Annotated in this window: 21 protein-coding genes; 7 read left to right on the top strand and 14 right to left on the bottom strand. The window is 61.8% G+C overall.

Annotated features, from left to right (window positions below; translation table 11 throughout):
* Window positions 1–337 precede the first annotated feature (337 nt).
* The 8 genes from ACYG97_RS24945 to ACYG97_RS24910 are packed head-to-tail and all read right to left on the bottom strand — an operon-like array spanning window position 338 to window position 9,091.
* Complete coding sequence (locus tag ACYG97_RS24945; protein WP_023697488.1) at window positions 338–1,414, bottom strand: ABC transporter ATP-binding protein; 1,077 nt, start codon at window positions 1,412–1,414, stop codon at window positions 338–340.
* A complete protein-coding gene (locus tag ACYG97_RS24940; RefSeq protein ID WP_023734805.1) occupies window positions 1,411–2,211 on the bottom strand; it encodes an ABC transporter permease in 801 nt (266 codons plus the stop codon). The genes ACYG97_RS24945 and ACYG97_RS24940 overlap by 4 nt, the downstream gene beginning before the upstream one ends.
* 1 nt (window position 2,212) lies before the next feature.
* The gene (locus ACYG97_RS24935) at window positions 2,213–3,073 is read right to left on the bottom strand and encodes an ABC transporter permease (protein WP_023697486.1); all 861 of its coding nucleotides are present in this window, start codon (window positions 3,071–3,073) and stop codon (window positions 2,213–2,215) included.
* A 59-nt stretch (window positions 3,074–3,132) separates the two neighbouring features.
* A complete protein-coding gene (locus tag ACYG97_RS24930; RefSeq protein WP_023697485.1) occupies window positions 3,133–4,137 on the bottom strand; it encodes an ABC transporter substrate-binding protein in 1,005 nt (334 codons plus the stop codon).
* A gap of 60 nt (window positions 4,138–4,197) precedes the next feature.
* Window positions 4,198–5,667 (bottom strand): aldehyde dehydrogenase, encoded by a 1,470-nt coding sequence (locus ACYG97_RS24925; RefSeq protein ID WP_023734806.1) that lies wholly within the window; start codon window positions 5,665–5,667, stop codon window positions 4,198–4,200.
* Between the two features lie 10 nt (window positions 5,668–5,677).
* Window positions 5,678–6,715 (bottom strand): LLM class flavin-dependent oxidoreductase, encoded by a 1,038-nt coding sequence (locus ACYG97_RS24920; protein WP_023697483.1) that lies wholly within the window; start codon window positions 6,713–6,715, stop codon window positions 5,678–5,680.
* Entirely contained in the window at window positions 6,712–8,511 is a 1,800-nt protein-coding gene (locus ACYG97_RS24915; RefSeq protein WP_023697482.1) for an alpha/beta fold hydrolase, read from the bottom strand. Before ACYG97_RS24915 ends, ACYG97_RS24920 begins: the two co-directional genes overlap by 4 nt.
* On the bottom strand, window positions 8,504–9,091 hold the full coding sequence (locus tag ACYG97_RS24910; protein WP_023697481.1) for an amino acid synthesis family protein: 588 nt from the start codon (window positions 9,089–9,091) through the stop codon (window positions 8,504–8,506). Before ACYG97_RS24910 ends, ACYG97_RS24915 begins: the two co-directional genes overlap by 8 nt.
* A gap of 125 nt (window positions 9,092–9,216) precedes the next feature.
* Between ACYG97_RS24910 and ACYG97_RS24905 the strand changes: the two genes are divergently transcribed.
* Window positions 9,217–9,888: a GntR family transcriptional regulator gene (locus ACYG97_RS24905; protein WP_023697480.1), complete on the top strand. Its 672-nt coding sequence runs from the start codon at window positions 9,217–9,219 to the stop codon at window positions 9,886–9,888.
* 252 nt (window positions 9,889–10,140) lie between these two features.
* Here the strand turns inward: ACYG97_RS24905 and ACYG97_RS24900 are convergent, their stop codons facing one another.
* Window positions 10,141–10,848, bottom strand: a complete 708-nt coding sequence (locus ACYG97_RS24900) for a winged helix-turn-helix transcriptional regulator (protein WP_286461255.1) — start codon at window positions 10,846–10,848, stop codon at window positions 10,141–10,143.
* Window positions 10,849–11,001: 153 nt separating this feature from the next.
* On the opposite strand from ACYG97_RS24900, the gene ACYG97_RS24895 reads away from it, so the two are divergent.
* A complete protein-coding gene (locus ACYG97_RS24895) occupies window positions 11,002–11,280 on the top strand; it encodes a DUF1127 domain-containing protein (protein WP_023736932.1) in 279 nt (92 codons plus the stop codon).
* Window positions 11,281–11,560: 280 nt separating this feature from the next.
* Here ACYG97_RS24895 and ACYG97_RS24890 read toward each other — a convergent pair whose 3' ends face one another.
* Window positions 11,561–13,333: an adenylate/guanylate cyclase domain-containing protein gene (locus ACYG97_RS24890; protein WP_023733665.1), complete on the bottom strand. Its 1,773-nt coding sequence runs from the start codon at window positions 13,331–13,333 to the stop codon at window positions 11,561–11,563.
* Between the two features lie 270 nt (window positions 13,334–13,603).
* Entirely contained in the window at window positions 13,604–13,801 is a 198-nt protein-coding gene (locus tag ACYG97_RS24885; RefSeq protein ID WP_196813640.1) for an RraA family protein, read from the bottom strand.
* Window positions 13,802–14,815: 1,014 nt separating this feature from the next.
* Between ACYG97_RS24885 and ACYG97_RS24880 the strand changes: the two genes are divergently transcribed.
* Window positions 14,816–16,288, top strand: coding sequence for a winged helix-turn-helix domain-containing protein (locus tag ACYG97_RS24880; protein ID WP_023699221.1), 1,473 nt, complete (start codon window positions 14,816–14,818; stop codon window positions 16,286–16,288).
* A 195-nt stretch (window positions 16,289–16,483) separates the two neighbouring features.
* Window positions 16,484–16,606, top strand: a complete 123-nt coding sequence (locus ACYG97_RS24875) for a hypothetical protein (protein ID WP_023699222.1) — start codon at window positions 16,484–16,486, stop codon at window positions 16,604–16,606.
* 299 nt (window positions 16,607–16,905) lie between these two features.
* Here the strand turns inward: ACYG97_RS24875 and ACYG97_RS24870 are convergent, their stop codons facing one another.
* Complete coding sequence (locus tag ACYG97_RS24870) at window positions 16,906–17,910, bottom strand: GlxA family transcriptional regulator (RefSeq protein WP_245259990.1); 1,005 nt, start codon at window positions 17,908–17,910, stop codon at window positions 16,906–16,908.
* A gap of 113 nt (window positions 17,911–18,023) precedes the next feature.
* Here ACYG97_RS24870 and ACYG97_RS24865 point away from each other — a divergent pair, with 113 nt between their 5' ends.
* Window positions 18,024–19,430: an FAD-binding oxidoreductase gene (locus ACYG97_RS24865; protein ID WP_023699224.1), complete on the top strand. Its 1,407-nt coding sequence runs from the start codon at window positions 18,024–18,026 to the stop codon at window positions 19,428–19,430.
* A gap of 263 nt (window positions 19,431–19,693) precedes the next feature.
* On the opposite strand, the gene ACYG97_RS24860 is transcribed toward ACYG97_RS24865, so the two are convergent.
* Both ACYG97_RS24860 and ACYG97_RS24855 read right to left on the bottom strand, forming a co-directional pair.
* On the bottom strand, window positions 19,694–20,080 hold the full coding sequence (locus ACYG97_RS24860; protein ID WP_023699225.1) for a hypothetical protein: 387 nt from the start codon (window positions 20,078–20,080) through the stop codon (window positions 19,694–19,696).
* Window positions 20,081–20,114: 34 nt separating this feature from the next.
* Window positions 20,115–20,444 (bottom strand): MoaF-related domain-containing protein, encoded by a 330-nt coding sequence (locus tag ACYG97_RS24855; protein WP_023699226.1) that lies wholly within the window; start codon window positions 20,442–20,444, stop codon window positions 20,115–20,117.
* A gap of 181 nt (window positions 20,445–20,625) precedes the next feature.
* Here ACYG97_RS24855 and ACYG97_RS24850 point away from each other — a divergent pair, with 181 nt between their 5' ends.
* Window positions 20,626–21,666 (top strand): LacI family DNA-binding transcriptional regulator, encoded by a 1,041-nt coding sequence (locus ACYG97_RS24850; protein ID WP_023751121.1) that lies wholly within the window; start codon window positions 20,626–20,628, stop codon window positions 21,664–21,666.
* 559 nt (window positions 21,667–22,225) lie between these two features.
* A complete protein-coding gene (locus tag ACYG97_RS24845; RefSeq protein ID WP_023699229.1) occupies window positions 22,226–23,038 on the top strand; it encodes a 2-keto-4-pentenoate hydratase in 813 nt (270 codons plus the stop codon).
* Window positions 23,039–23,217: the final 179 nt, after the last annotated feature.

Here is a 23,217-nt window from a genome sequence, read left to right as displayed (position 1 = left end):
CTACTGTGCACTAGCTGCATTCTCCCTCGCAACCGTCATCACGATACGAGGTGGCAAGAGCGGCGGTATCGATTGCTTCGCTGCTATAAGCAACGTCGGCATCCAGGAACCCTGGCGGCTACTGAATGGCCGAGATGAAAGGGCCTCGTCTACGAAGTTCGGCGGATGTCCGCTTCCCCAGCTCCGCCGCCCGGAAGCGGCCGGGCCATAGGAGAAACAGGGATCGCCAGCATAACAGCTTGGGGCCGAAATGGGACTGTCAGCTTCTAAGCATGAATTTTCACAGGCGCACTTTCATGCCGCAATGGAATCGACCTAACAGGGCGCAATCCAAGCCCTAGACAGGGAACAGGAATGCCGAGGCAGGATCGAAGAAAATGCGTTGACCCGGTGCGATGGCGCTGTCCGCTTCCTCTGCATCGGAGGTTGGCCTGACGTCGATATCTTCCCCGGCCGCCGTGCGCGCCACGATGCGCCGGCGGTCGCCGAAGAAGGCGGTATCGACGATCTCGACGGCGAGTGCTGCGCTCGCTGGCCCGGGCGTCAGGCGGAAGGCTTCGGGGCGTACCATCAGGCGCACCTTTTGGCCTTGACCAAAGGATGTTGTCGTCTTTACGCCGGTCACGATCGAGCCGTCGACCAGGCGGACCGTCGCCGCACCACCTGCGGTTAGCAGATGCTCGGCCGGCAAGAAATTCGAGTTGCCGATGAAGCCGGCGACAAACTCGCTCGCCGGCCGGAGGTAAAGATCCTCACCGGTGCCGATCTGTTCGATACGGCCTTCCCTGAACAGAGCGATGCGATCGGAAAGATGCAGCGCCTCCTCCTGGTCATGCGTGACATAGAGGATCGTGACGCCGGTCTCGCGGTGGATGCGGCGGATCTCGGCCTGGATCTCCTGGCGCAACTTCTTGTCGAGTGCCGACAGCGGTTCGTCCATCAAAAGGATCGGTGGGTCGTAGGCCAGCGCGCGTGCAAGCGCCACGCGCTGCTGCTGGCCGCCAGACAGCGCGCCCGGATGGCGGTCGGCGAAGTTTTCGAGGCGCACCAGCGCCAGCATGTCGGCAACCTTGCGCTTGACCTCGCCGTCGGGCCGGCGGCGCACGCGCAGCGGAAAGGCGACGTTCTCGGCGACGCTCAGATGCGGAAACAGGGTGTAACGCTGGAAAACCATGCCGATGTTGCGCTTGTGCGACGGAACCGAAAGCAGCGACATGTCCTCCAGAAGCACATCGCCAGAGCTCGGATCCTGGAAACCGGCAATGGCGTAGAGCGTCGTCGACTTGCCGGAGCCGGACGGGCCGAGGAACGTCAGGAATTCACCTTTGGGCACATCGATGGTTACGTCGTGGACGGCGACGAAGGCACCGAACGTCTTTCTTACTGCGCGTATGGACAGGAAGGGAGGGATCATCTGGACAATTTTCTGCGAAGGAGTGCGGTCACGATCATCAGGCACAAGGTCAAGCCGACAAGCAGGCTGGAGGCGGCGGCGACGACCGGGCTGAGGTCGGCGCGCAGGCTGCCCCAGATTTTCACCGGCAAGGTTTGCAAGGTCGGGCTCGCCATGAAGATCGCCACCACGACCTCGTCCCATGAGGCCAGGAAAGAGAAGATCGCCGCCGAGAAGATGCCGATCCTGATCGACGGCAAGGTGATCCTAAGCCTCGCCTGCAGCGGGCTGGCGCCGCAGACGATGGCCGCGTCCTCGATGGATTTGTCAAAACCCTCGAGCGCGGCCGTGATCGGAATTATCGCGAAAGGCAGCGCCAAGATGGTGTGGGCGATGACGAAGCCGACCGTGGTGCCGGCAAGGCCGATGCGCAGGAAGAAGGCGTAGATGGCGATGGCGAAAACGACCACTGGCAGCACCATCGGCGTCAACAGCAAGCCGCGCAGGACCTGGAGTCCGCGAAACTCACCCCTAACCAGGCTGAAGGAGGCGAACAGGCCGATGATGACGGCGAGGATAGCGGCCATGGCGGCAATTCGGGCACTGGTCAGCGCGGCATCGATCCAGGTCGGGTCGCCCAGCAACTGCTGATACCATTTCAGCGTCCACCCGGGTGGCGGAAAGGCCAGCCAGCGCGACGAGCCGAATGACAGGAGCACGATGAAGACCACCGGCAGCAGCAGGAAAGCCGCGACGGCCGCCGTGAAGCCGCCAAGCACCATGCGCAGCCATCCGAGCCGTTCATAGTCGAGCAGCATGTCAGGTCCCTCCCCCGGCGCGCCTGGCAACAACCAGGCGAAGCTGGATCGCGTATAGCGCCATGGTGACGGCAAGCAGGACAAAGGCGGCCGCACTGCCGAGCCCCCAGTTGAGCAGCGACTGCACCGTCTGGGCGATCATCTCGGCCAGCATCATGTTCGATGTGCCGCCGAGCAGGGCCGGGGTGACGAAGTAGCCAAGCGACATGACGAAGACCATCAGGCCGCCAGCAGCGACGCCGGGCAGCGACAGCGGCAAGAGGATGCGGCGGAAGGCCTCGAACGGGCTTGCGCCGCAAAGGGCTGCCGCGCGCAGCGTCATCGGGTCTATCGCCCTCAGTGTGCCGACCAGCGGCAGGATCATGAAGGGCAGCATGATGTAGACCATGCCGATGGTGACGCCGGTCAGATTGTTGATGAGCGGCAGCGGCTCGTGAATGATGTCCAGGCCCATCAGTGCCCGGTTGATCACACCGGTGCGCTGTAGCAGCACCATCCACGCATAGGTGCGGGTAAGAAGGTTCGTCCACATAGACAGGATGATGATGCCGAAGACGATCGAGCCCAGGGCGGGCGGCATGATCGCCAGCATCCAGGCGACGGGGAACGCCACCAGGATGGTGACGGCGGTGACGACCGATGCAACCAGGAAGGTGTTGAGGAACACCCGCACATAGGTGCCGCTGCCGAACAGCGCCGCGTAGTTCTGCAAGCCCGGTTCGGGATCGGTGACGCTGCGCAGCAGCAGGGCGATCACCGGCACGATGAAGAACAGCCCGACCAGGAGCAGGGCCGGCAAGGCGCTGCCACTGCCGGCCGGGAGGCCGACGATCGAGCCGCGTCTAGGAGAATTTCCTTGCATCGAGCGGTCCTGTCTCGAAACGGGGCGCGCAAGCCGCGCCCCGTGGGTCTGCAACGGCGTTACTTGGTCTGCCAGGCATACCAGCGCGTCGCGATCTCGTCGCGATGCTCGGCCCAGTAGTTCATGTCCAGATTGATCTGGCCCTCGACATGGGCATCTGGCAGGGCCTTGACGGCATCGGCCGGCATCTCCGCCTTGGCCTTGGTGTTGATGGGCGCATAGCCGCTTGCTTCGGCGAATTTCGCTTGGCCGGTCGGGCTGGTGGCGGCGGCAAGGAACTTCATCGCGCTGGCCTTGTTCTTGGTACCCTTCGGCACGACGAGCACGTCGGCGGCGGTGAGGTTCTGGTTCCAGGAGACGCCGACATCGGTGCCGTCCTGCTGAAGGGCGAAGACGCGCCCGTTCCACAATTGCCCGAAGGCGGCCTCGCCGGAGGCGATCAACTGCTGCGACTCGGCGCCGCCGCCCCACCAGACGATGTCGGACTTGATGGTGTCGAGCTTCTTGAAGGCACGGTCGAGGTCGAGCGGATAGAGCTTGTCCGCCGGCACGCCGTCGGCCAGCAGAGCGATCTCGATCACGCCCGGCGCCGACCATTTGTAGAAGGTCCGCTTGCCGGGAAACTTCTTGGTGTCGAACATGTCGGCCCAGCCGGCCGGTTCGCCCGGGACGGCGCCCTTGTTCCAGGCGAGCACGAAGGAATAGTAGAAGCTGCCGACGGCATGCTCATTGCTGAAGCGCGGGTCGAGATCGGTCTTGGGCACGACCGCATAGTCGATCGGCTCGAGCAGTCCGTCCTTGGCGGCCTTGATGGCGAAATCCATCTCCACGTCGACGACATCCCAGGTGACGTTGCCGGCGTCGACCATGGCCTTGAGCTTGCCGTAGTCGGTCGGTCCATCCTGCAAAACCTTGATGCCGGAGCTGGCCTCGAAGGGGGCGGCCCAGGACTTGGTCTGCGCCTCCTGCGTGGTGCCGCCCCAGCTGGTGAACGCCATCTCATCGGCCTTGGCGGCTGTCGCCGCGAGCAGTCCGGCCAGCAGGCCGGTCAAAATCAATTTCATTCTCATTCTCCTCTGTTGGTCTGTTCTTGTTTTTCTCAGTGCACCTGCGTCCTTCGCAACTCAGCGCATGACGAAGGGATCGGGGATCGGCTCGTCCGAGGTGTTGATCCATACGGATTTCGAGCGCGTGTAGTCTCTGATGGCGTCGAGACCGCCTTCGCGGCCGAGGCCCGACAGGCCGTAGCCGCCGAAGGGAACGAGCGGCGATACGGCGCGATAGGTGTTGACCCAGACAACGCCGGCATGGATGTCGCGCGCCATGCGATGCGCCTTGCCGAGATTGCTGGTGAACACGCCGGAAGCCAGGCCGAACGGCGTGTCATTGGCGAGTGCCAGCGCTTGCGCTTCGCTGTCGAAGGCAAGCACGCTGAGCACCGGTCCGAACAATTCCTCCCGCACGCAGGGCAGATCGCTGCCGCCGGCATCGATGATGGTCGGTGCGTAGTAGAAGCCGCTGCCGACTGGCCGTGTTCCACCGGTGACCAGCATGCCGCCCGCGGTGAGGCTTTCCGCGACAACCTTCTCGATCCAGTCGCGCTGCCGCAGCGTGGCGAGCGGACCCATTTCGGTCGCCGGATCCTGCGGATCGCCGATGCGAATCGCCTCGGCCTTGCGCTTCAGGCGAGCGAGGAATTCATCCTTCACCGAAAGTTCAACCAGCAGCCGCGAGCCGGCGACGCAGCTCTGGCCGGTCGCCGCGAAAATGCCGGCGACCACCGCATTGGCGGCACTGTCGAGGTCGGCGTCGGCAAAGACGACGACCGGGCTTTTGCCACCGAGTTCGAGCGTGGTGTAGGCAAGGTTTTCCGCCGTGTTCCTGACGACGGCGCGCGCCGTCGACGGACCGCCGGTGAAGGCGACGCGCGAAACCAGCGGATGGCTGGTCAGGCGCCGGCCGCAATCATGGCCAAAGCCGGTGAGGATGTTGACGACACCGGCTGGAAAGCCGGCCTCATGAACCAATTCGGCAAAGGCAAGCAGCGGCGCCGGCCCATCTTCGGAGGCCTTGAGCACGATGGTGCAGCCGGCGGCGAGCGCCGGGCCGAGCTTGACGGCCGAGAGGAAGAGCTGCGAATTCCACGGCACCACCGCGGCAACGACGCCGATCGGTTCGCGGCGTATGGTGACGTCGAGATCCGCCTTGTCAACAGGCACATGCGCGCCTTCGTGCTTGTCGGCAAGCCCGCCATAATAGCGGTAGTAATCGCCGACATAGGCGATCTGGGCGCGGGTTTCGCGGATGATCTTGCCGGTGTCGCGCGTCTCGAGTTCTGCAAGGCGCCCGGCATTGGCGGCGACGAGGTCGCCGAGCTTGACCAGCAGTTTTCCACGCGCTGTCGCAGTCATCCTTCGCCATAGGTCTGAGCGCAGCGCGCGGTGCGCCGCCTCGACGGCACGGTCGACATCGGCTTCGCTCGCCGCCGGCATCCTGGCCCAGGGCGTCCCGGCCGATGGGTCGACGCTGTCGAACGTGGCGGACGGCTCGTCGAAGCGGCCGTCGATGAAGTTCCTGAAAACAGCGTCGGTCATGGGCTCGCGATCAGAGGAAGGCCGGCATCACCCGGTCGATGAACAATTGCAGCGATTTCATCTTGCGCTGGTGCGAAAGGCCGCTGTCGATCCAGATCGAATACTGGTCGTAGCCGAGCGCCTCATAAGCCTTCAAACGGGCGATGACCTCATCAGCCTCGCCAATCACCAGGTTCTGCCTGATCTTGTCCGGCGCGTATTGCGGCATGGCCGCGATCTCATCCGCCGTCAGCGGCTCCAATATGCCTTGATGCACCGGCTTCTTGTTCTGGAACCAGGCGCCGAACTGGCAGTAGAAAGTCGACAGGTCCTGGGTGAGGCGATCGGCATCGGTCGCGTCTTCGGCGACGAAGGTGTGCATCAAAAGCATGATTTCCGGTCGTTCGATCTCGGGATGCGCGGTGCAGGCGCCGTTGAAGCGCTGCATCAGGCTGGTCACCTCGTGATCGCCGGAAGCCAGCGGCGTCACCTGGACCTTGCAGCCATTGGCGACGGCGAAATCATGCGAATTCGGGTCGCGGGCCGCCACCCAGATGGGCGGGTAGGGTTTCTGCAGCGGCTTGGGCGAGGAGGTGGTGGCCGGGAATTGCCAGAACTCGCCGGAGAGTTCGAAGTCGCCGTCCCAGAGGCCGCGGATCGCCGGTATGATCTCGCGCATGCGCTGGCCGGCCCCCCAGGCGTCGAGGCCTGGAAAGATGCGCTGATATTCATAGCTGTAGGCGCCGCGCGCGATGCCGATGTCGAGCCGGCCGCCGCTGATTACGTCGGCCATCGCGGCTTCGCCGGCAAGCTTGATCGGGTGCCAGAAGGGCGCGATCACGGTTCCGGTACCGAGGCGGATGCGGCTGGTCTTGGCGGCGAGATAGGCGATGTTGATGAAGGGGTTCGGCGAGATGGTGAATTCCATGCCGTGATGCTCGCCGATCCAGGCGGTCTCGAACCCTGCCTGCTCGGCCAGCAGGACCAGTTCTTCTAGCTCGGTCACAAGCTCGGAATGCGGCTTGGCCAGGTCCGATCGTTCCATGTGCACGAAAAGCGAGAATTTCATCGCTGGTCACCTGTATTGACGGCGGAAGCGCCGGCGCTGGCGAGCGGCCGGACCTCGCCTTCGACATTGTTACCGACATAGACACCGAATGCATCCACCGAGCATTCCCTGACATAGCGCGCGAGCATCGAGCGGATCGCCGGATCGGCGATCTTCAATCCTTCGATCGCGTCGATCTCGATCAGCCGGATGCCGCGATCGCTGGAAGCGGGCACGTCGAACGTGCCGCGATAGTAGACATGCGTGCGTGAAACAGGTCCGGCATCGTCCCAGACGGCGAAAAGGAAGCCGAGCTGAGCCTCGATGGCTTTCGCCGCAAGCAGCCCTCGCAGGCTTTTGCCGTCGCTGGCCGAGCCCAATCCTCGGCCACGCGGCAGTTCAAAACCGTCCGCGGTTTCCACGAACAGGATCCGGCCGCCATTTTCGAGGATGGCGCCAACATCGGTGCCGGGTTGGGTTGCTGCGAGCGCGTCCTGGCTGAGGCCGGGTGCGACATAGGCGCCGCGGCAATAGCCGAGCGGCTGCGAGGAATTGTGCTCGAAATCGCGGACGCGCCCAATGAGGATCGAATGATCGCCGGCCTCGACCAGTCGCTCCATGTCACAGTCGAAGGACGCGACGGAGCCGTCCAGCACAGGGCTGCCGGTCCGTCCCGGCCGCCAGGCAACGGCGGCGAACTTGTCGGCCACTTTCGAGGCGAAGATGCCGGACGCTGCCTTTTGACCCTCGTTGAGAACGTTGATGGCGAAGCTCTTCGATGTCGCGAAGACGGGATGGCCAAGCGCCTTGTGTGCGATGCAGACCAGCACCAGCGGCGGATCGAGCGACACCGAGGTGAAGGAGTTGGCGGTGAAGCCGCGCGGCTCGCCTTCGGGGCCGATCGTGGTGACGATGGTGACGCCGGTGAGGAAGGAGCCAAGCGCACGGCGGAATTCGCCGCTGTCGAACCCGGTATTTGCTTCCGCAGGGCCGTCTTGTTCGGTCGCTTCGTCCTCTGTGAGGAAGTCAACGATGCAGCGCGTGGTGAGGTCCGGTGCCGCGACCGCCATCATGTGCTTCTCACCTGGCAGTACCGTGCAGCGGCCATGCGGCGCCAGGCGTGCCATCGCGGCTGACATTGCCGGTGAAGAGTTCCTGTCCTCGGAGCCGGTCATGAACAGGGCCGGCACGGCCAGCGTCGGCAGGCGATCAGCATGATCGCCGTCGGCACGACTGAACAGGAGATAGGTGCGGGCATAGCCTTCCGGGTCGACCGCGCTCAGTGCGGATGCCGTCTTCTGCGCTGCCGCTTCCAACTCGGCCGGCACCGGATCGCCGAACCAGCGGGCGATGGTCCGTGCCGTGCCGGCCGTATCGCTGCGGCCGTTGAGCGCGACCGCGCGCTGGCGAACGGCTTCGGCCAGTTCAGGTGGACGCCGGAACACGGCATTCAGGGAAACGATGCGGCGGACGCGCTCCGGTGCGCGCAGCGCGAGTTCCTGAGCAACGAGTGCACCCATCGAGTGGCCGACGACGGATACCTTGTCGAGGCCGAGATGGTCGAGGAGGCGAATGGCTTGGTCGGCATAATCGGCCAGTTCCGGATCTTGAGGTGGCAGCGGCGACTGACCATGGCCGAGCATGTCGATGGCGATCGCGTCGAAGCGGCCAACCATGCGCTCGAGCTGCGGCTGCCAGATCGCAGCGTTCATGCCGACACCATGGATGAACAGCACTGGGGTACCGACACCGGCCCGGATGAAGCCGGTGCCGTCGGGCGCCGTGCCCTGTCGAGCCCATGCAGAAGCATCAGCCATGCACGTCCCCAAGCTCCTTGAGGTCCTGATAGCGGTCGCCGATGCGGTGATGCGGGCGACCGCCGATCGAAGCGCCAAGCGCGACCACCAGTTCGTCCGGCGCCGGCGCATCGCCGATCTGGAAATGAACGGTCAGGTAATGCGAGCGCCGTCCCTCGTCATTCTTGTCCATTAGCGGGATCATGATCGGCGTGTTTGGCCCGCCGCGCAGGTTGGTGAAGGCAAGGTAGGTCTTGGCGCCGACGGCACGGCGAAAATGATTGCCGAAATGGAGTGTGTGGATCAGCGCCGACGCATGCTCGATCTCGCCCGACGTACCGCAGATGGCGGCCTTGCCATAGCCCTCGATAGCCTCGCCGGAACCGGCGACGGCAACGATCTCGCGGGTCAGGATCTCCCCCAGCACCGGCGCACAGGCTCGGATTTGGGGCGACAGATCGTCGGTGAAGCCGCGACCGGCCCAGGGATTGGTCAGCACCGCGGCGACGCCGATAAGGCGCAGCGGCCGGGGGGCGGCCTTGCCGCCTTCGATCAGCATGTTCTCGGTATAAGTCACGATCTTACGAATGGCGGGCTGCATCGATTCCTCGGTAGGTAATGCCTCGGGACGTCCGTTGTCATCTTATGGTATACCATGATATGGAGCGCCAAGTACCTTGTCAACCGGGCGTCGAATCTGTTTTGGTAGCGGCGCAGGAGGCATACATGCCAGACGACACGCTTCGCATCGACCGCAGCGCCAAGACCTTGAGGACGCTGGCGCTGGAGCGCATGCGCGAAGCGATCATGGATTTCCATTTCCAGCCTGGCGAAAGGCTCGTCGAACGGCCGCTTTGCGACCAGCTCGGCGTCAGCCGTTCCGTCGTGCGTGAGGTTCTACGGCAGCTGGAGGCAGAGGGGCTCGTGCAGATGATCCCTGGGCATGGGCCGGCCGTCGCCAGGCCGGACCTCGGCCGTACCGACGAGATCTACGAGCTTCGGGCTCTGCTTGAAGGCATCGCGGCCCGAGCCTGTGCCCTGTCGGCCACCGGCGAGCAGTTGGCAACGCTCGAAGGGGCGCTGGCGGATTTGTTCGATGCGTGGGCGTCCGCGATGCCGACGGCGGTTATGCGGGCAACGACGAAATTCTACGAGGCGCTGTTCGAGGCCGCGGACAAGCGTGTCGCCTGGGAAATCGTCAGCGGGTTGAATGTCCGCATCAATCAGCTTCGTTCGATGACTATTCATTCGGAGAACCGCCGCGAGCCGGCGATCACCGAGATGAATGAGATCATGGATGCGATAAGGGCGCGCAAGCCCGATGAAGCGGAAGCGGCGGCAAGGCGACATGTCGAATCGGCGTGGCAGATCGCTCGAGATAAACTTCGCATGGTCTAAGTCCGCGTGAGCCTAGCCTATCCAGCCCTGCGAAGCGCCTTGCAGAAAATGTCTGCTTCCCGGCAACGAAAATGCAACTTTACGACTGAGATTGAGCGGCAAAGCGGTCCGGCAGCGTCGGGCCGAATGCGGACTGGCGGCTTTCGGTGAGCAGCAATCAACAACGGACGATTGCACCATAGCTTTTGAGGCCAGCCAAATGGCTTTGTCGTCCTGGGCGGGTTGCATAAGGCTGCACTCCAAACATAGCTTTCAAGGAAGCTGGACGATTCCCTCAAGCGCCGCGTAGACCGAGATTCGCAGCCAACGGTCCATGCTTCGCGCGAGGCCGAGGTCGCCGATGAGGAAAAGGCCGCCCCTCTCTTTCTCACGCTCGATGCTGGAGCGGCCCTCCAGGATCGCTCCCAGCGAAACAACGCCGGTCTCGACGTAAAGATCGACGTCCCGGCCGGGGTCGAGCGAGCATAGCTCGGGCAAGTCTGAGCCTGGCTCGACCACAAACCAGTAATGGGGACACCTTGGTGGGGGATCTTCGCGGAAATGGAAGCGGATGACGGCGCGCCGCCGCGGCAGTTCAGCGAGGTCAATCTTTCGCCGCACGGCCCACATGAGGGTCGAAACATCCACGTCGGCGAGCGCGATCTCCGCCTCGATGTTGCATTGCGCCCATTCCGCCAGCGCGTTCATCGCCGGCTCGAGCCTTATCGACTTTTCGGTACGGAAATAGCTGATGGTGCCCGTCGCCTCGTCCTCGACGCGCTCGACCAGGCCCAACGCTTCCATTTCCTTGAGCCGCCTCGACAAGAGGGCGGACGAGACGTTGCCCACCCCCTTGCGAATGTCATTAAAGCGGGTCGAGCCGTTCCAGAGCTCGGTCAGGATTTGAATTGTCCAGCGGGGCTCCAGGAACTCGCAGGCGTGCGAGATCGGGCAGACCAGTCCGTAAGGCCGTCGCGTCATGGCTGACCGCTCCTTTGCCGCAGGTTAGGCCTTTCGGAGGTCTGAGGCCAGTTCACAATCTGAAGCGGAACGCTTCCGAAGCTGCCCTGGCGCCTTCTCGCCTTCTGCCGTCACGTGATCGCCATTCGCATTCCCGATCAACGGAGGTTCACCATGACTTGGCGTAACATGACGCAAACGACAATAGGCCAGACCGCACGGCGCTTGCCGGGCACTTTTCTTGACCCTCCGCTCGAACGCCTGCTGGCCCTTGTCCGTGAGTGGAGGACCCGCCGCAACATAGAGCGCGGGCTCGGTCACCTGTCCAACTGCCTTCTGCGGGACGTTGGCTTGACCGAAGCGGACGTCGAAGCGGCCTGCGCCGACAGCTTCGATAGGTCCGCCTCTCGCGCGCTCCAGAGTGCAGCGCAGAACCGCACGGGAAATTGGTGAGAAGGGAGAGCCCCGGGAGCGGAAGCCGTTTTGACGGCGGCAATTGATCAGCCGAACTCAGGGCCATCCCAGTAGCGCCTTGGTTTCAGAGATCTAGCGCGCCGAAGCGATTCGAATGCATACTTCCAAGTGGTCGGCCGGCTCTTCGGATTCATCGTGAGGAACGTCTGCTGTTGGAAGAAACCCACCGAAGCTTTGACAACCGAGTTGAGGCGCTGAGCGCACGCTCGTGCGGTATAGTAGGTCCGATAGCGAGCTACGAGCACGGCACGATCCGCAACTATCGAAGCCCGGCAATGCGCAGCCCCTCTACATAGAGAGCCCGGTGCTTGTCGTGAACGATCGGATGAAACTTGTCTACCCATTGAAGCGACAGGGACGGTTGAAGGCGCTTGGCCTGCGAAAGCGCATGAACCGCGATGTCCATTTCACCGGCCATCCCAGCGGCCGCCGCGTACGTCCGCCATGCAGACCCAAAATGGGGCCGGAGTTCAACCGCGCGACATTCGCATTCGACCGCGTCTGCATATCGTCCAGCCATGAAATGACATAAGCCAAGGATGGAGAAATTCGCAGCATATGTGTGATCGCGAGGACTTAGCCTACCCGCGATTTCAAGATGGTCGAGCCCCTCGGCGGGCATGCCCCCATATCCGTAAGTTGAGCCCAGGATCGAATGCGCAAAGGCGAAGCTCGGGTTTAGCTCGATCGCTTCATTTAGTTCTCTCACAGCAGAGTCGAAGCCGCGCGAAATCATGTGCACAAACCCTGCCGCTAAATGCGTCCACGGGTCCTCGGGGTCGCCTTGGATTGCCCGCTGCGCGAGGGCGCGAGAGGTGGGCAGAATGTCTGCTGCGTTGGCCCATCCTGACAAAACGCGGGCCGCGTGAGCCCACGCCAACAGGCTGTTGGCGCGGGGATAGTCAGGATCGAGGTCCGTAGCCTGCTTCAGAAATCCCTGTGCAATCTCGATTTCCGTAGCCGAACTCCAGGTCCAGACATATGGCATCGCCTTCATGACGAATCCCCAAGCGTCAAGATTGGTGGGGGACCTGCTCTGAAAGCGTTGCTGTTCCGCCGTGTAGAGCCGCGGCTCGATCGTAGCGATGACACTTTCGGCAATCTGATCCTGAAGCGCGAAGAATTCCGACAATTCCACATCGTATCGTTCAGCCCACACTTGGACCCCGGTCGATGTGTCACTGACTTGCGCGCTTATCCGGAGGCGATGACCTGAGCGCCTTACACTTCCGTCCAGCACATACCGCACACCAAGCTCTCGACCGACTTGTTTTAAGTCGACCGCTTTTCCCTTGTAGGTGAACAAAGAGTTGCGGGCGGACACGAAGAGCCAACGAAGACGCGACAGCCGAGTAATAATGTCTTCGGCAAGGCCATCGGCGAAGTATTCCTGTTCGGGGTCGCCGCCCATGTTCTGGAATGGCAGGACAGCAATCGAAGGGTTGTCGGGCAGCGCCAGCTGTTCGGAGGACCCGGCAGTCGCAGCCAGATCGGTTTTTGGGACTGTGTCGCGCATACGTAGACGATAGGTGCGCACCGGGCGTGCGATATTTTTGAGCTCTTTCTCGCCCAGATCGACAAATTCTTCCTTCAGTTTGTCGCGCACCTGTTCGTAAGCGGCGGCCGATAAACAGATGCCGTTCGGCTCAGCGATGCTTTCTAGACGGGCGGCAATATTGACACCATCTCCCATCAGATCGCCGTCGCTCTCCTCGACAACATCGCAGAGATGAATGCCGACGCGAAATTCAATGCGTCGCCCGGGCGGTAAGCCAGCGTTGCGCTCAACCATGCCGTTCTGCATTTCGATTGCACAGCGTACGGCGTCAACAACGCTCCGGAACTCTACGAGGGTGCCGTCACCCATAAGCTTCACAACGCGCCCATTGTGGACAGCGATGGTCGGATTGATGAGATCGCTCCGGAGCGCCCGTAGCCGCGCCAGCGTTCGATCTTCGTCTGACCCCGCCAGCCGGCTATATCCGACCACGTCAGCGACCAGGATCGCCGCAAGTTTTCGCGTCTGGCTCACTTCGCCCACTCCTGTCGACTAAGTGGCATAGCACAGATTACAGAATCCCGTTTTCGAAGGCGACGTTCGATAGGTGAATTCCGAGATAGCCTCAAACAAAGCAGCGCGGGATCTGATTGGAAGTGAATTACGGCAACCACGATCTGTTGGCGAGGCGGACCTTAGGTGCCGTTGAAAATTTTCAGTCAACGAAGCGCGTCCTGTCAGACTTGATGATGACCTCGGCGAAATCGGGCGAGACCTTGCCGCACCAGGCCATCAAGAGTTTTCTCACCGCCCTGATACGGTGAGCCGCGCCAGCACCGTTTCAGCCTCGAGGCGAGGCACCACGGCGATACCATCGCGGTCGCCGACCAGTATGTCTCCCCGCGAGATGGTCATTCCTCCCAGTACCACCGGGAACCCGGCCGTGCCTGGACCATTGCGCGCCGGCGAGTTCGCGACGATCCCGGCACAGTAAACCGGCACCCGCCCGCCTCGATCCCGACAACATCGCGCACGAGGCCGGCGCACCCCTTGTTTCACACCATGCCAAGGACGAGATCCTCAGTGACCGCCGCACCAGCAAAGCTGTCGGTGGCCGCAACGATGATATCGGCCAGTATCGCAGTACCTGGCGAGAGTGCCTTAATCCCTGGTGCAACGCCCCTCGCCCGCCCATGGCGTCTAGGACTAGGCTCACGGGCAAGCCGGAAAAGGCACTGATGATCTCTGCCGCAGGCCGTTCGAAACGGCTTTTGATGGTGAGCAGCGGTGGGTCTTCAATCATGTGGCGGCCTCACACCCTGAACGAACGAAAGACGAGCTGCAGCGGGATATTTGCGGTTCCTCAAAGGCGCTGCCGCAACTTCCATGCCCTTGAGAGATATCGAAGGCGAGGATCTTCGCTCTGGGGGCGAGGTGAAGTTCAAGCACCTGGCAGCTGAATTCCTCGCCATCGTAAAGAGCTGCGCGTCGTCGATCGCATCGAGGCAGCGACCCAAGGCGCCTCGCCGAGAGTGGAAGACGAGGAATAGTTCGCCCGATTCGCGTGATCGCATTTCGCGATAGCCGCCGGCGAGCCAGTCATTGGCTTCTCGGCGCCGGCCGATCTGTACTCCAGCGACCAGGTTTCAGAAAAGTTTCAGAATTTCGCCGGTACGCACCGCTCCACATGCGCCATGATCCCTACAATCTAGGGAGTGGCCATCATGGAAAACGACGTCGAAAGGCTCCGCATACGGCAAGAGCTTTACGAGTTGTACTTCAGTGGGGTCAACAGCTTGGCCTGCGCGCCAATGCCCGGCACCTTCTTCGAACTTCTAGAGTTGGGCGCCCTGGCTCGCCATGAACCCGTGCCTGAGGGGGCAGAACCTGCGGCTGCGGCAAAGGACTTGACCGTAAGCGCGGATGGCCCCTGTATGTCGACGAGCCCGGCTCGGTTCGGCAGAGCGCTTCTGAATGTCGCATACAGAATCAGGGAGCATAGCAATCGGCGAGTGCGTGTTTGACACTTCGCGCGGCTTGCTGTTGCGCCAGGGTCATCCCGTCAAACTTCGTCCCAAGACATTTGCACTCCTGAGCCATCTCGTTGGAAAAACAGGGCACGTCGTCAGCAAGTCGGAGCTGATGGAGTCCGTCTGGCCTGGGCTGTTTGTAACCGAAGACTCGCTCACCCAAGGCGTGCGCGAGTTGCGCAAGGCGCTGCGCGATGACTCACAAAGTATAATTCGCACCGTCTCAGGCCGCGGCTACCTCCTTTCACCGCTTGGCGCGCCGGCGAGGCCGCCGTCCGACCTGCCTTCTGTAGCGGTGCTGCGCTTCACTAATGAAGGCGATGCGACCGACACGCCTCTGGTCGATGGTTTTGCCGAGGACATTGTCAACGCTCTGGCGCGATTTCGCACTGCTGTTGTCCTGGCACGTAACTCAAGCTTTTCCTTTGCGTCGGAGGACCCCGGCAACTGGACCGAGGTCGGCAGGAGACTCGGGGCAACCTTCCTGGTTCGGGGACGCATGGGCCTTCGCGACGGCACCGTACGAGTGGCGGTCAACCTCATCGAAGCGGCAAACGGCGCGGTCTTGTGGGGCGAGAAGTTCACAGCATCGGGCTCAGCTGTTTTCGACATGCAGGAAGAGATCGCGCTGCGTGTGACGAACCGTCTTGTCGCACGGCTCGACGATGCGGGCTTGACGCGCGCCCGTCCAAAGCCTCCAGCAAGCCTGGCGGCTTACGAGCTTCTTCTCAAGGGGCTGGTGCATTTGCGTGGCTACGGCGCCGACGATAATCAGGCAGCGCGGAACTACTTTGCTGCGGCCGTCACCAAGGATACGCATTATGCGCTCGCGCGCTCATACCTTGCATTTGCCGAGCTGATTATCGGCGATTATGGAATGGCTCCTCCGGAGGTGCTGGCCGACATAGTAGAGCAAGCCCGCTTCGCGGTAGGACTCGCACCAGAGGAGCCTCGCTGCCATCGGATTCTTGCCCAAGCACTGCTGTGCACGCGCACATACGATGCCGCCGAGCGGCACTTTCGAAGATCCTATGACCTCAATCCCTTCGATGCGGACACGATCGCGCAGATCGGCTATCTGCTTGCCATCAGGGGCAAGCCTTTCGAAGCCCTGACCTGGATCGACAAGGCGGTTCAGATCAATCCGATACATCCAGACTGGTATCATTCCGACCGTGCATTCGCCCAATACGCGGCGGGAGACTACAAGGGAGCCGTTGTCAGTTGGTCGATGTTGCCCATGACTTCGGCCGTAAGGCTCACATGGCTGGCGGCGGCACAGGCGAAGTTGGGCAACCAGGACGCGGTATCGCGGCTCGTTTCGGAACTCAAGCGTATCGCGCCATCCTACACTCCACTCGAGTCGATCCGGGCCAGCATGCTTTACGAGCATGAATCTGACGCTGACCATCTTCTCGACGGAGTCGCGAAAGCGCTGATGATGTGGAGCGCCGCCTGAACTGTTTGGTTACCGGCCGGACTGGCGGAGCTTTGGGCAACGTTGAAACATTACGACACCGATGTGTCGGATGGTTTGCATTCAAAGATTTTTGCGACGCTATCTGAGAGCTCTCGTCGGTGATCGCGGGAGGAACTATGGGATCGCCCGAGCATGCTTTCGAAATCATCCGCTACAAGAAATTGGACTGTCCGCGTGCCGGCCTATAGCAACACGCTGACCTTCGCTTTCGAGGCAGAAAGCTACGAACGCTCCTATGCGGATGGCCAGGCTTTCCGCCTTAGCGTCGAGGTGGCTGAGCGCAAGAAGTGTGCGTGAAGGGGGCCTACAATCCTGGTCGTTTCGCCCCAGACGGCTGAACCCGACGATGTCCGCCACCAGGATTGCCGCAATCTTACGGCGCTTCGGTCATTTCTGCTGCCAAAACCGCCACAAGCTTTCGTTCTGGGGGCGCCACGATCCCCTCCGGCCCTACACTTGGGTTTGCTCTAACGTGGCACCCCTGCCTACGCGCAACCAGCCACCAGAGTCCGCTTTCAATCGGCGGCAGAGCTCGGCCCATTGGTCGAATTGAGGCGCAAAGCGGAATATGGGTATCGCGCCGCGGCGGCCGACATTCAACCGCGGCTCAGAACTCGCCGGAGAGCACTGAAACGAATGCGATATTGCGCCGGCGTCAGCCCGACCTTGCGGCGGAAGAGGCGCCCGAAAAAACTCGCATCCTCGTAGCCGACTTCATTGGCCACCCCCTCGACCGCCAGGTCGCCGGTCTCCAGCAGTTCCTTGGCCGCTTCGAGCCGGAGCGCGTGGATGTAGTCGATTGTCTTCATGTCCGTGGCCCTTGCGAAGCGGCGCACGAAGGAGCGCTCGGACAGGCCTGACAGCTTGGTCATGGCGGTGACGGGCGAAGGGGTCCGGTAGTTGCGTTCGGCCCATTTCTGGCAGCGGTTGATCACCGCGTCGTCGGTCTGGCGAAAGCGCATCAGCGCGGCGAAGGGCTGCTGGCCCATGTCGTGCCACTGCAGCATGTAGACCTTGGCGACCTCCATCGCCTCCCTGAGGCTGACGAAACGCGCGATCAGATAGAGGGCGAGATCCTGCCAGCTTGAGCCGCCCCCGGCCATGACGATGCGCTGGGCCTCGCCGCTCAGCACGAGCGACTGGCCCGGCTTCACCTTCACGCCGGGATAATTGTTCGTGAGCGTCTCGACATAGCCCCAGTGAATGGTGGCCTCGCGATTGTCGAGCAGCCCGGCCTCACCGAGCAGCACCGCGCCCGAACATGCGCTGGCCAGCATGGCGCCGTCGTCATACGCTCGCTTCAGCCACGCGGCTTCGGCGTCATACTGCCCGGCAACGCTTTCGCCCGGATTGACGAAGAAATCTGGAATACAGACGATGTCGGGTGGCGGGCAATCGGCAAGGCTGTGATCTGGGCGCACCCAGATGCCGTTTGCCGCGCGAAACGGGCTGCCGTCCCCGGCAACCACATAGGGCCGCATGCGTGGCGTGCCCGCGGCTCCGCTGGTGATGAACAGGAAATCCCTGCCGGGCGAGGAAAACAAGTCGAACATGCCGTAGATCGTGGAGGCGGTAGCCTCCGGAGCGGCAAGGATCGCCACATTCAATGGTCTCGCCTGTTCAACCATGGCAGAAATGACCGCCTTCCAGCATTTTCGACTTTAGCGGCCGTGCCCGCGCCGCGCTAGCGTGCATGAAACGAGGAGACTGCCACATGGCCGCCACCGCTACCCTTGCACAATCGAGCATCGATAGCTTCCGTTCCATCTTGTGCGGCGAGGTGCTGGAGCCGTCGAACCTGTCCTATGACGCGACGCGGGTCGTTTGGAACGGCATGATCGACCGCCGTCCCGCCCTCATCGCGCGCTGCCGGAGTGCTGCCGATGTCGTGGCGTCGGTGAATTTCGGGCGCGAGCATCGGTTAGCGATCGCGATCCGCTCGGGTGGCCACAATGTTGCAGGCTACGCAGTCTGCGAAGGCGGCCTGATGATCGACATGTCGCTGATGAAGGGCGTGCGGGTCGCGTCCGGCCTCGACCGTGCCCTCGTCGAGGGCGGCGCGACCTGGGCCGATGTCGATGCGGCCACCACCCCGCTTGGCCGCGCCACGCCGGGCGGTCTCATCTCCGCGACGGGCGTTGCCGGCCTGACGCTTTCCGGTGGCATCGGCTGGCTGCGCGGCAGCCACGGCCTCAGCGTCGATAATCTGCTGGCCGCCGATCTGGTGACCGCCGATGGCCGGCTCATCCATGCCGACGCGACGCAGAACCCGGATCTCTTCTGGGCGCTACGCGGCGGCGGCGGCAATTTCGGCGTGGTGACGAGCTTCGAGTTCAAGCTGCACCCGATCGAACCGGAGCTGATGTTATGCGGTCCGGCCTATCCCGAGGAGCACGCCAACGAGATCATTCCGCTCTGGCGCGACTTCATGCAGACCGCACCCGACCGCCTGAGCGGCCTGGCCGAGTTCTCCACCCTGCCCGACGACCCCTCGATTCCCGAGCATGCAAGGGGCCGGCGCGTCCTGGCGCTCGCGCATGTTTATGACGGACCGGCCGACGAGGGCGAACGGGTCGTGGCGCCGTTGCGGAGTTTTGGGGAACCGCTCGTCGATTTCAGCGGCCGCATGCCATATCGCACCATCCAGTCGCTCTATGACGGGCTGTTCCCGAAAGGCCGCGACCGCTGCTACTGGAAATCCACTTACCTCTCGCGCCTCGACGACGAGGTCGTCGGGGAGACCACTGCTTGGATGGCGAAGCGCCCCTCCGAAATGACCTTCGCCTCGATCTGGAAGTTCGGCGGTTTCGTCCAGCGCGTTGCAGCCGATGAGACTGCCTTCGGCGACCGCTCCATGCCCTTCATGCTCAGCCTCGACGCCATCTGGCCAGGCGCTGACGAGGACGATGCGAACATCGGCTGGGTTCGCAGCTTCTGGCAGGACATGCAGCGCTACTCGACCGGCCGCCTCTATCTGAACTTCCCCGGCCATGGCGAAGGATCGGATCTCGTCCGCGACGCCTTCGGCGCTGAGGCTTACGCGCGGCTCGCCAAGATCAAGCACAGATACGATCCGGACAATCTGTTCCGCCTCAACCAGAACATCCTGCCAATGCGCTGACGCACAATCAAAATCGGGTGTACGGTGCGACCCTCGTCTCGCCGTGGGAGCTTTGATCGCGCTGAGTCGCGAGCGACGACCAGCGTGGTCGCCGCGATGCCCGCTTTCAATCAGTGGCAAATCTGTCCGCAACGGCTGAGATGAAGCGCAAAGCTGTCGGGCAACCTTGGGGACCGCAAGCCAACTGGCAGCTTTAAGGCTTCAATCCGTCAGAAGTGGACGTTCAGCGTGCGCGAGTTCCGGTGGCCAGGATCACGTCTGCTTTATGACTTCATCTCGACACGGATACCATGCAGGGTCTTGCTCGAAGCGTTGAGCACGCGACCCGCTGGTTGGGGGGCCATATGCACCACGAGACAGCCTTGACCGTCCCATGCCTGAACCGCCTGGATGACATCTCGATTGGGCGGCATCATGGTTCCATCCGGCGCGAAGTCGTGGATAGGGCCTTCCACCTCATCGAACACGAATACTGAAGGCCAGCGGTGGTGATGTGTCGGCTCTTCCTCGTCGGGCTTGAGGATTACCTCAAGCACACGTAGCCGGTCATTCTCAAACAACACCTTATGGTTTCCGGGAGCCGCGATAACGGCGTCAAGCTTTGGATCCCACTGCGTAGGATCGGTCTGGTCGATCACCTTGGTAGTCATGGCGTAATTCTCCTCTCAGATAGACAGGCGGCCCTCACGCCGTCGTCACTGGTTGAATTGTGCCTTGGGCGCAGAACTGCTGCCCGTCCGCCAGTCGCGCATAGTTATGAACGATCTGGTTCTCGTGATCTTGAACCTGCACGACGAAGTTGCCGCCTTGCTCGGTCCAACTCATGATGAAAAGTCCGGGTCGAACGCCGGTCAGATTGCTCTGAACCACCTCGTCGATCTCGGTAGCGCCGATCGTCGCCTGCACCCGCAATTCGGTCGGCGACAGGACCGTCAACCTCGGTACGAACTGTCCGAATGAGCAATCAAAAGTCTTTCCGACGAGCGAGGTCGGAGCACCATTGGTCGTAGCCATCCTAATCCTCCTTGATGATTTTCGAAATCAGCTTGGCCGATGCTCGGCACAGATGCCGAACTGCTACTTTCAATTTTTGGAGCGCTCCAAGTGCAAGTTCCAACATTTTGGACCTAGCGTCAAGAAAAAACTTGGAGCGCTCCAAGAAATTGTCTAACTGAGGGAAATGAACGCTTCTAAAATGCCTACGCTCGCCGATGTCGGCCGGCTCGCTGGAGTCTCCCGCGGCACCGTCTCCAACGTATTCAACCATCCGGATCTGGTGCGATCCGATCTGCGCCAGCGCGTCGAGACCGCGGCGCGTCAGCTTGGTTATGATGGCCCCGACCCGAGGGGACGCGTGCTGCGCGACGGCAAGTTCAACGCCATAGGCCTGATCCCCCCGGGCGCATACGCCATTGCCGATATGATCAGGAGCCCATATCTGCGCGAGCTGGTGCTTGGCGTTTCGCTTGCTTGTGACGAGGCTGGAGCGACATTGAGTTTGGTCAATGGTACGGACGAGACACGCACCTCCACCATTCGAGAGGCCTTGGTTGACGGCTTCATTCTGGGCCACAGCGCGGACATCGAGTTGATCGCGTCTTTACGGCGCCGGCGGCTTCCCTTCGTCATCCTCGAGAGCGATGCCGGTCCGGACGTGAATTCTATCCGGATAGACGGCAGGAGCGGGGCGCTGGCGGCCATCAGGCATCTGGCTGCTCTTGGACATCGGCGTTTTGCAATCCTTTCCATTCGGCGCACATCGGGGTCACCCATCGTCCATTTGCCTGGCAATTCCCCGCGCGCTATCTCTGCCGGTTTTCAACTCGATCAGGAGAGACTTTTCGGCTTCGCACAGGGTTTGGCTGAGCTCGGTCTGTCAATCGACAATGTCCCGATCATAGAGACGACCCCAGGTGAGCCTTCGGCCGGAGCGGTCGTATTCGACCAGGTTCCGCAGGCAACGGCGATCTTGACTATGTCGGACTGGCAGGCAATCACCGTCCTGGACGAAGCGCGTCGGCGCAATATCAAGATACCCGAACACATGTCTGTCGTCGGCTTCGATGGCACTGCGGAGTCTTCGCGCACCACGCCCCCGCTCACGACAGTGGCTCAAGACATTGTCGGGAAGGGGAGACTTGCCGCCACGACGGTGTTTGCAAACGGCGCCCCGAGCCAGGTGATCATACCGGTCGAACTCTTGGTCCGCGGCTCGACCGCCCGACCACGCGGTTAGGCCGGTCACCTCATACTCGTCGTGACGCACAGTGCGCACTGCGAACTCCAGCGTGGTCGCCGTCAAAGTCTGCTTTCAAAAGGTATCAAAGGTGGCTGCAACGGCCGAGATGAGGCGCATTGCTGTCCGGCGGTTTTGAATCTGAAAGTAGCCGGTTCACTCGTCAACTCTGATCTTCGCGCACCGTCGTGAAACCCAATTTGCAGACGACTCCTCAAAATGAGAATGGCCCCTGCTTAGGTTTGCGGGTCAGTACGCGAGTGGCGCGCTAATTCCCTCGCTTTTCAATCTTTAGATTTGGGAGGTCGGGTCGCTTGGACACCACACCCGCCTCCTTCAAGGCTGTGTATCCAACCTTTTTGAGGAGCTTCTCTGTTTTGGCGCGCTCCTTGTCGAGAGCGCTCTCACCTTTGACCTTGGGCATCCGTCTTCCATTTGGTTCGTGCCGGTCAGCAATGCGCCACTAGTGTGCCACTGACAACAGACGTTCAGTGTTCCCAGTCAAGGCCGGTATCGCATGATGGTTGTCGCTAGATCGAAATGAGTGCACAGTAGCCACATGGGTGTATCCGACGAGACATTGGCCAAGATTGCTGATGAGGTGTTCGATACAATGACCGCACCCCGTGAGGTGCCGCCTTTCTCTGAGCGATTTCCTGGATTTGGCCTTGAGGATTCCTATCGGATCGTCAACGATATCCGACGCCGACGGGAGGCTCGGGGTGAGCGCGTTATCGGCCGGAAGATTGGCTTCACCAACGCTGCCGCATGGGCTGGCTACGGCATTTCGGGGCCGATTTGGAATTATCTCTATGACGCATCAACTATCGACTTGAAGTCGGGAAGCACCTTTCCACTCGGTGCTTGGCGAAACGTCCGCATGGAGACTGAGGTCGCACTTGGGCTGTGTGAAGCACCCGATCCGAGTATGGAGGATATCGATCTTCTGCATTGCATCGAATGGGCCGCCCTTGACTTTGAGATCTGCACCTCGATCTTCCCGGATTGGCGATTCAAGGTATCCGATGCGGCAGCGACCGGTGTGCATGTCGCACTGCTGCTAGGCGCGCGATACCCAATCGGCGAAACTCGAAAACATTGGGCCGACGAGCTTGAATCGTTTTCGGTCACACTTTCAGAAGCGGCGGGGGCGCACGCGACGGGAGGCGGTGCTCAGGTCCTCGGCAGCCCGATCAAGGCGCTGGGGTATCTTGTGCGACAACTCGCACTTTACGACGGCGAGCCACTACACGCGGGTGAAGTCGTCACGACAGGCACGCTAACGCAAGCGCTGCCCGCCGTGTCTAGCGAACTGTGGAGGGCCAGCGTCAAGGGCGCTCACTTTGCAGACATCCAGGTTCGGCTAACTTAGCCAGCGACGCGCAGAGGCCGAGTGGCCGTTAGGCGGAGGACCGCGTGCTGCGACCAAAAACCACAAGATGGAATAGTGAAGTAAACGAAGTCGGAAAGCCTTGTGCCGCAACACGGAAGTTCTGCGAACGTCCTGCCGCCCCACCGAAGCGCTACAGATTAACCCTGCAGGAAATGAAC

Source organism: Mesorhizobium sp. W067, assembly GCF_054719525.1.
Note: the sequence above shows the minus strand (reverse complement) of the source record. Positions and strands in the feature narration are given on the sequence as shown.

What these genes read in the sequence shown, in the direction of transcription:
- ACYG97_RS24945 (WP_023697488.1), bottom strand. Translation starts at nt 1,414, where the DNA reads ATGATCCCTCCCTTCCTGTCCATACGCGCAGTAAGAAAGACGTTCGGT.
- ACYG97_RS24930 (WP_023697485.1), bottom strand. Translation starts at nt 4,137, where the DNA reads ATGAAATTGATTTTGACCGGCCTGCTGGCCGGACTGCTCGCGGCGACA.
- ACYG97_RS24935 (WP_023697486.1), bottom strand. Translation starts at nt 3,073, where the DNA reads ATGCAAGGAAATTCTCCTAGACGCGGCTCGATCGTCGGCCTCCCGGCC.
- ACYG97_RS24905 (WP_023697480.1), top strand. Translation starts at nt 9,217, where the DNA reads ATGCCAGACGACACGCTTCGCATCGACCGCAGCGCCAAGACCTTGAGG.
- ACYG97_RS24910 (WP_023697481.1), bottom strand. Translation starts at nt 9,091, where the DNA reads ATGCAGCCCGCCATTCGTAAGATCGTGACTTATACCGAGAACATGCTG.
- ACYG97_RS24855 (WP_023699226.1), bottom strand. Translation starts at nt 20,444, where the DNA reads ATGGCTACGACCAATGGTGCTCCGACCTCGCTCGTCGGAAAGACTTTT.
- ACYG97_RS24940 (WP_023734805.1), bottom strand. Translation starts at nt 2,211, where the DNA reads ATGCTGCTCGACTATGAACGGCTCGGATGGCTGCGCATGGTGCTTGGC.
- ACYG97_RS24920 (WP_023697483.1), bottom strand. Translation starts at nt 6,715, where the DNA reads ATGAAATTCTCGCTTTTCGTGCACATGGAACGATCGGACCTGGCCAAG.
- ACYG97_RS24900 (WP_286461255.1), bottom strand. Translation starts at nt 10,848, where the DNA reads ATGACGCGACGGCCTTACGGACTGGTCTGCCCGATCTCGCACGCCTGC.
- ACYG97_RS24845 (WP_023699229.1), top strand. Translation starts at nt 22,226, where the DNA reads ATGGGTGTATCCGACGAGACATTGGCCAAGATTGCTGATGAGGTGTTC.
- ACYG97_RS24865 (WP_023699224.1), top strand. Translation starts at nt 18,024, where the DNA reads ATGGCCGCCACCGCTACCCTTGCACAATCGAGCATCGATAGCTTCCGT.
- ACYG97_RS24895 (WP_023736932.1), top strand. Translation starts at nt 11,002, where the DNA reads ATGACTTGGCGTAACATGACGCAAACGACAATAGGCCAGACCGCACGG.
- ACYG97_RS24915 (WP_023697482.1), bottom strand. Translation starts at nt 8,511, where the DNA reads ATGGCTGATGCTTCTGCATGGGCTCGACAGGGCACGGCGCCCGACGGC.
- ACYG97_RS24850 (WP_023751121.1), top strand. Translation starts at nt 20,626, where the DNA reads ATGCCTACGCTCGCCGATGTCGGCCGGCTCGCTGGAGTCTCCCGCGGC.
- ACYG97_RS24860 (WP_023699225.1), bottom strand. Translation starts at nt 20,080, where the DNA reads ATGACTACCAAGGTGATCGACCAGACCGATCCTACGCAGTGGGATCCA.
- ACYG97_RS24925 (WP_023734806.1), bottom strand. Translation starts at nt 5,667, where the DNA reads ATGACCGACGCTGTTTTCAGGAACTTCATCGACGGCCGCTTCGACGAG.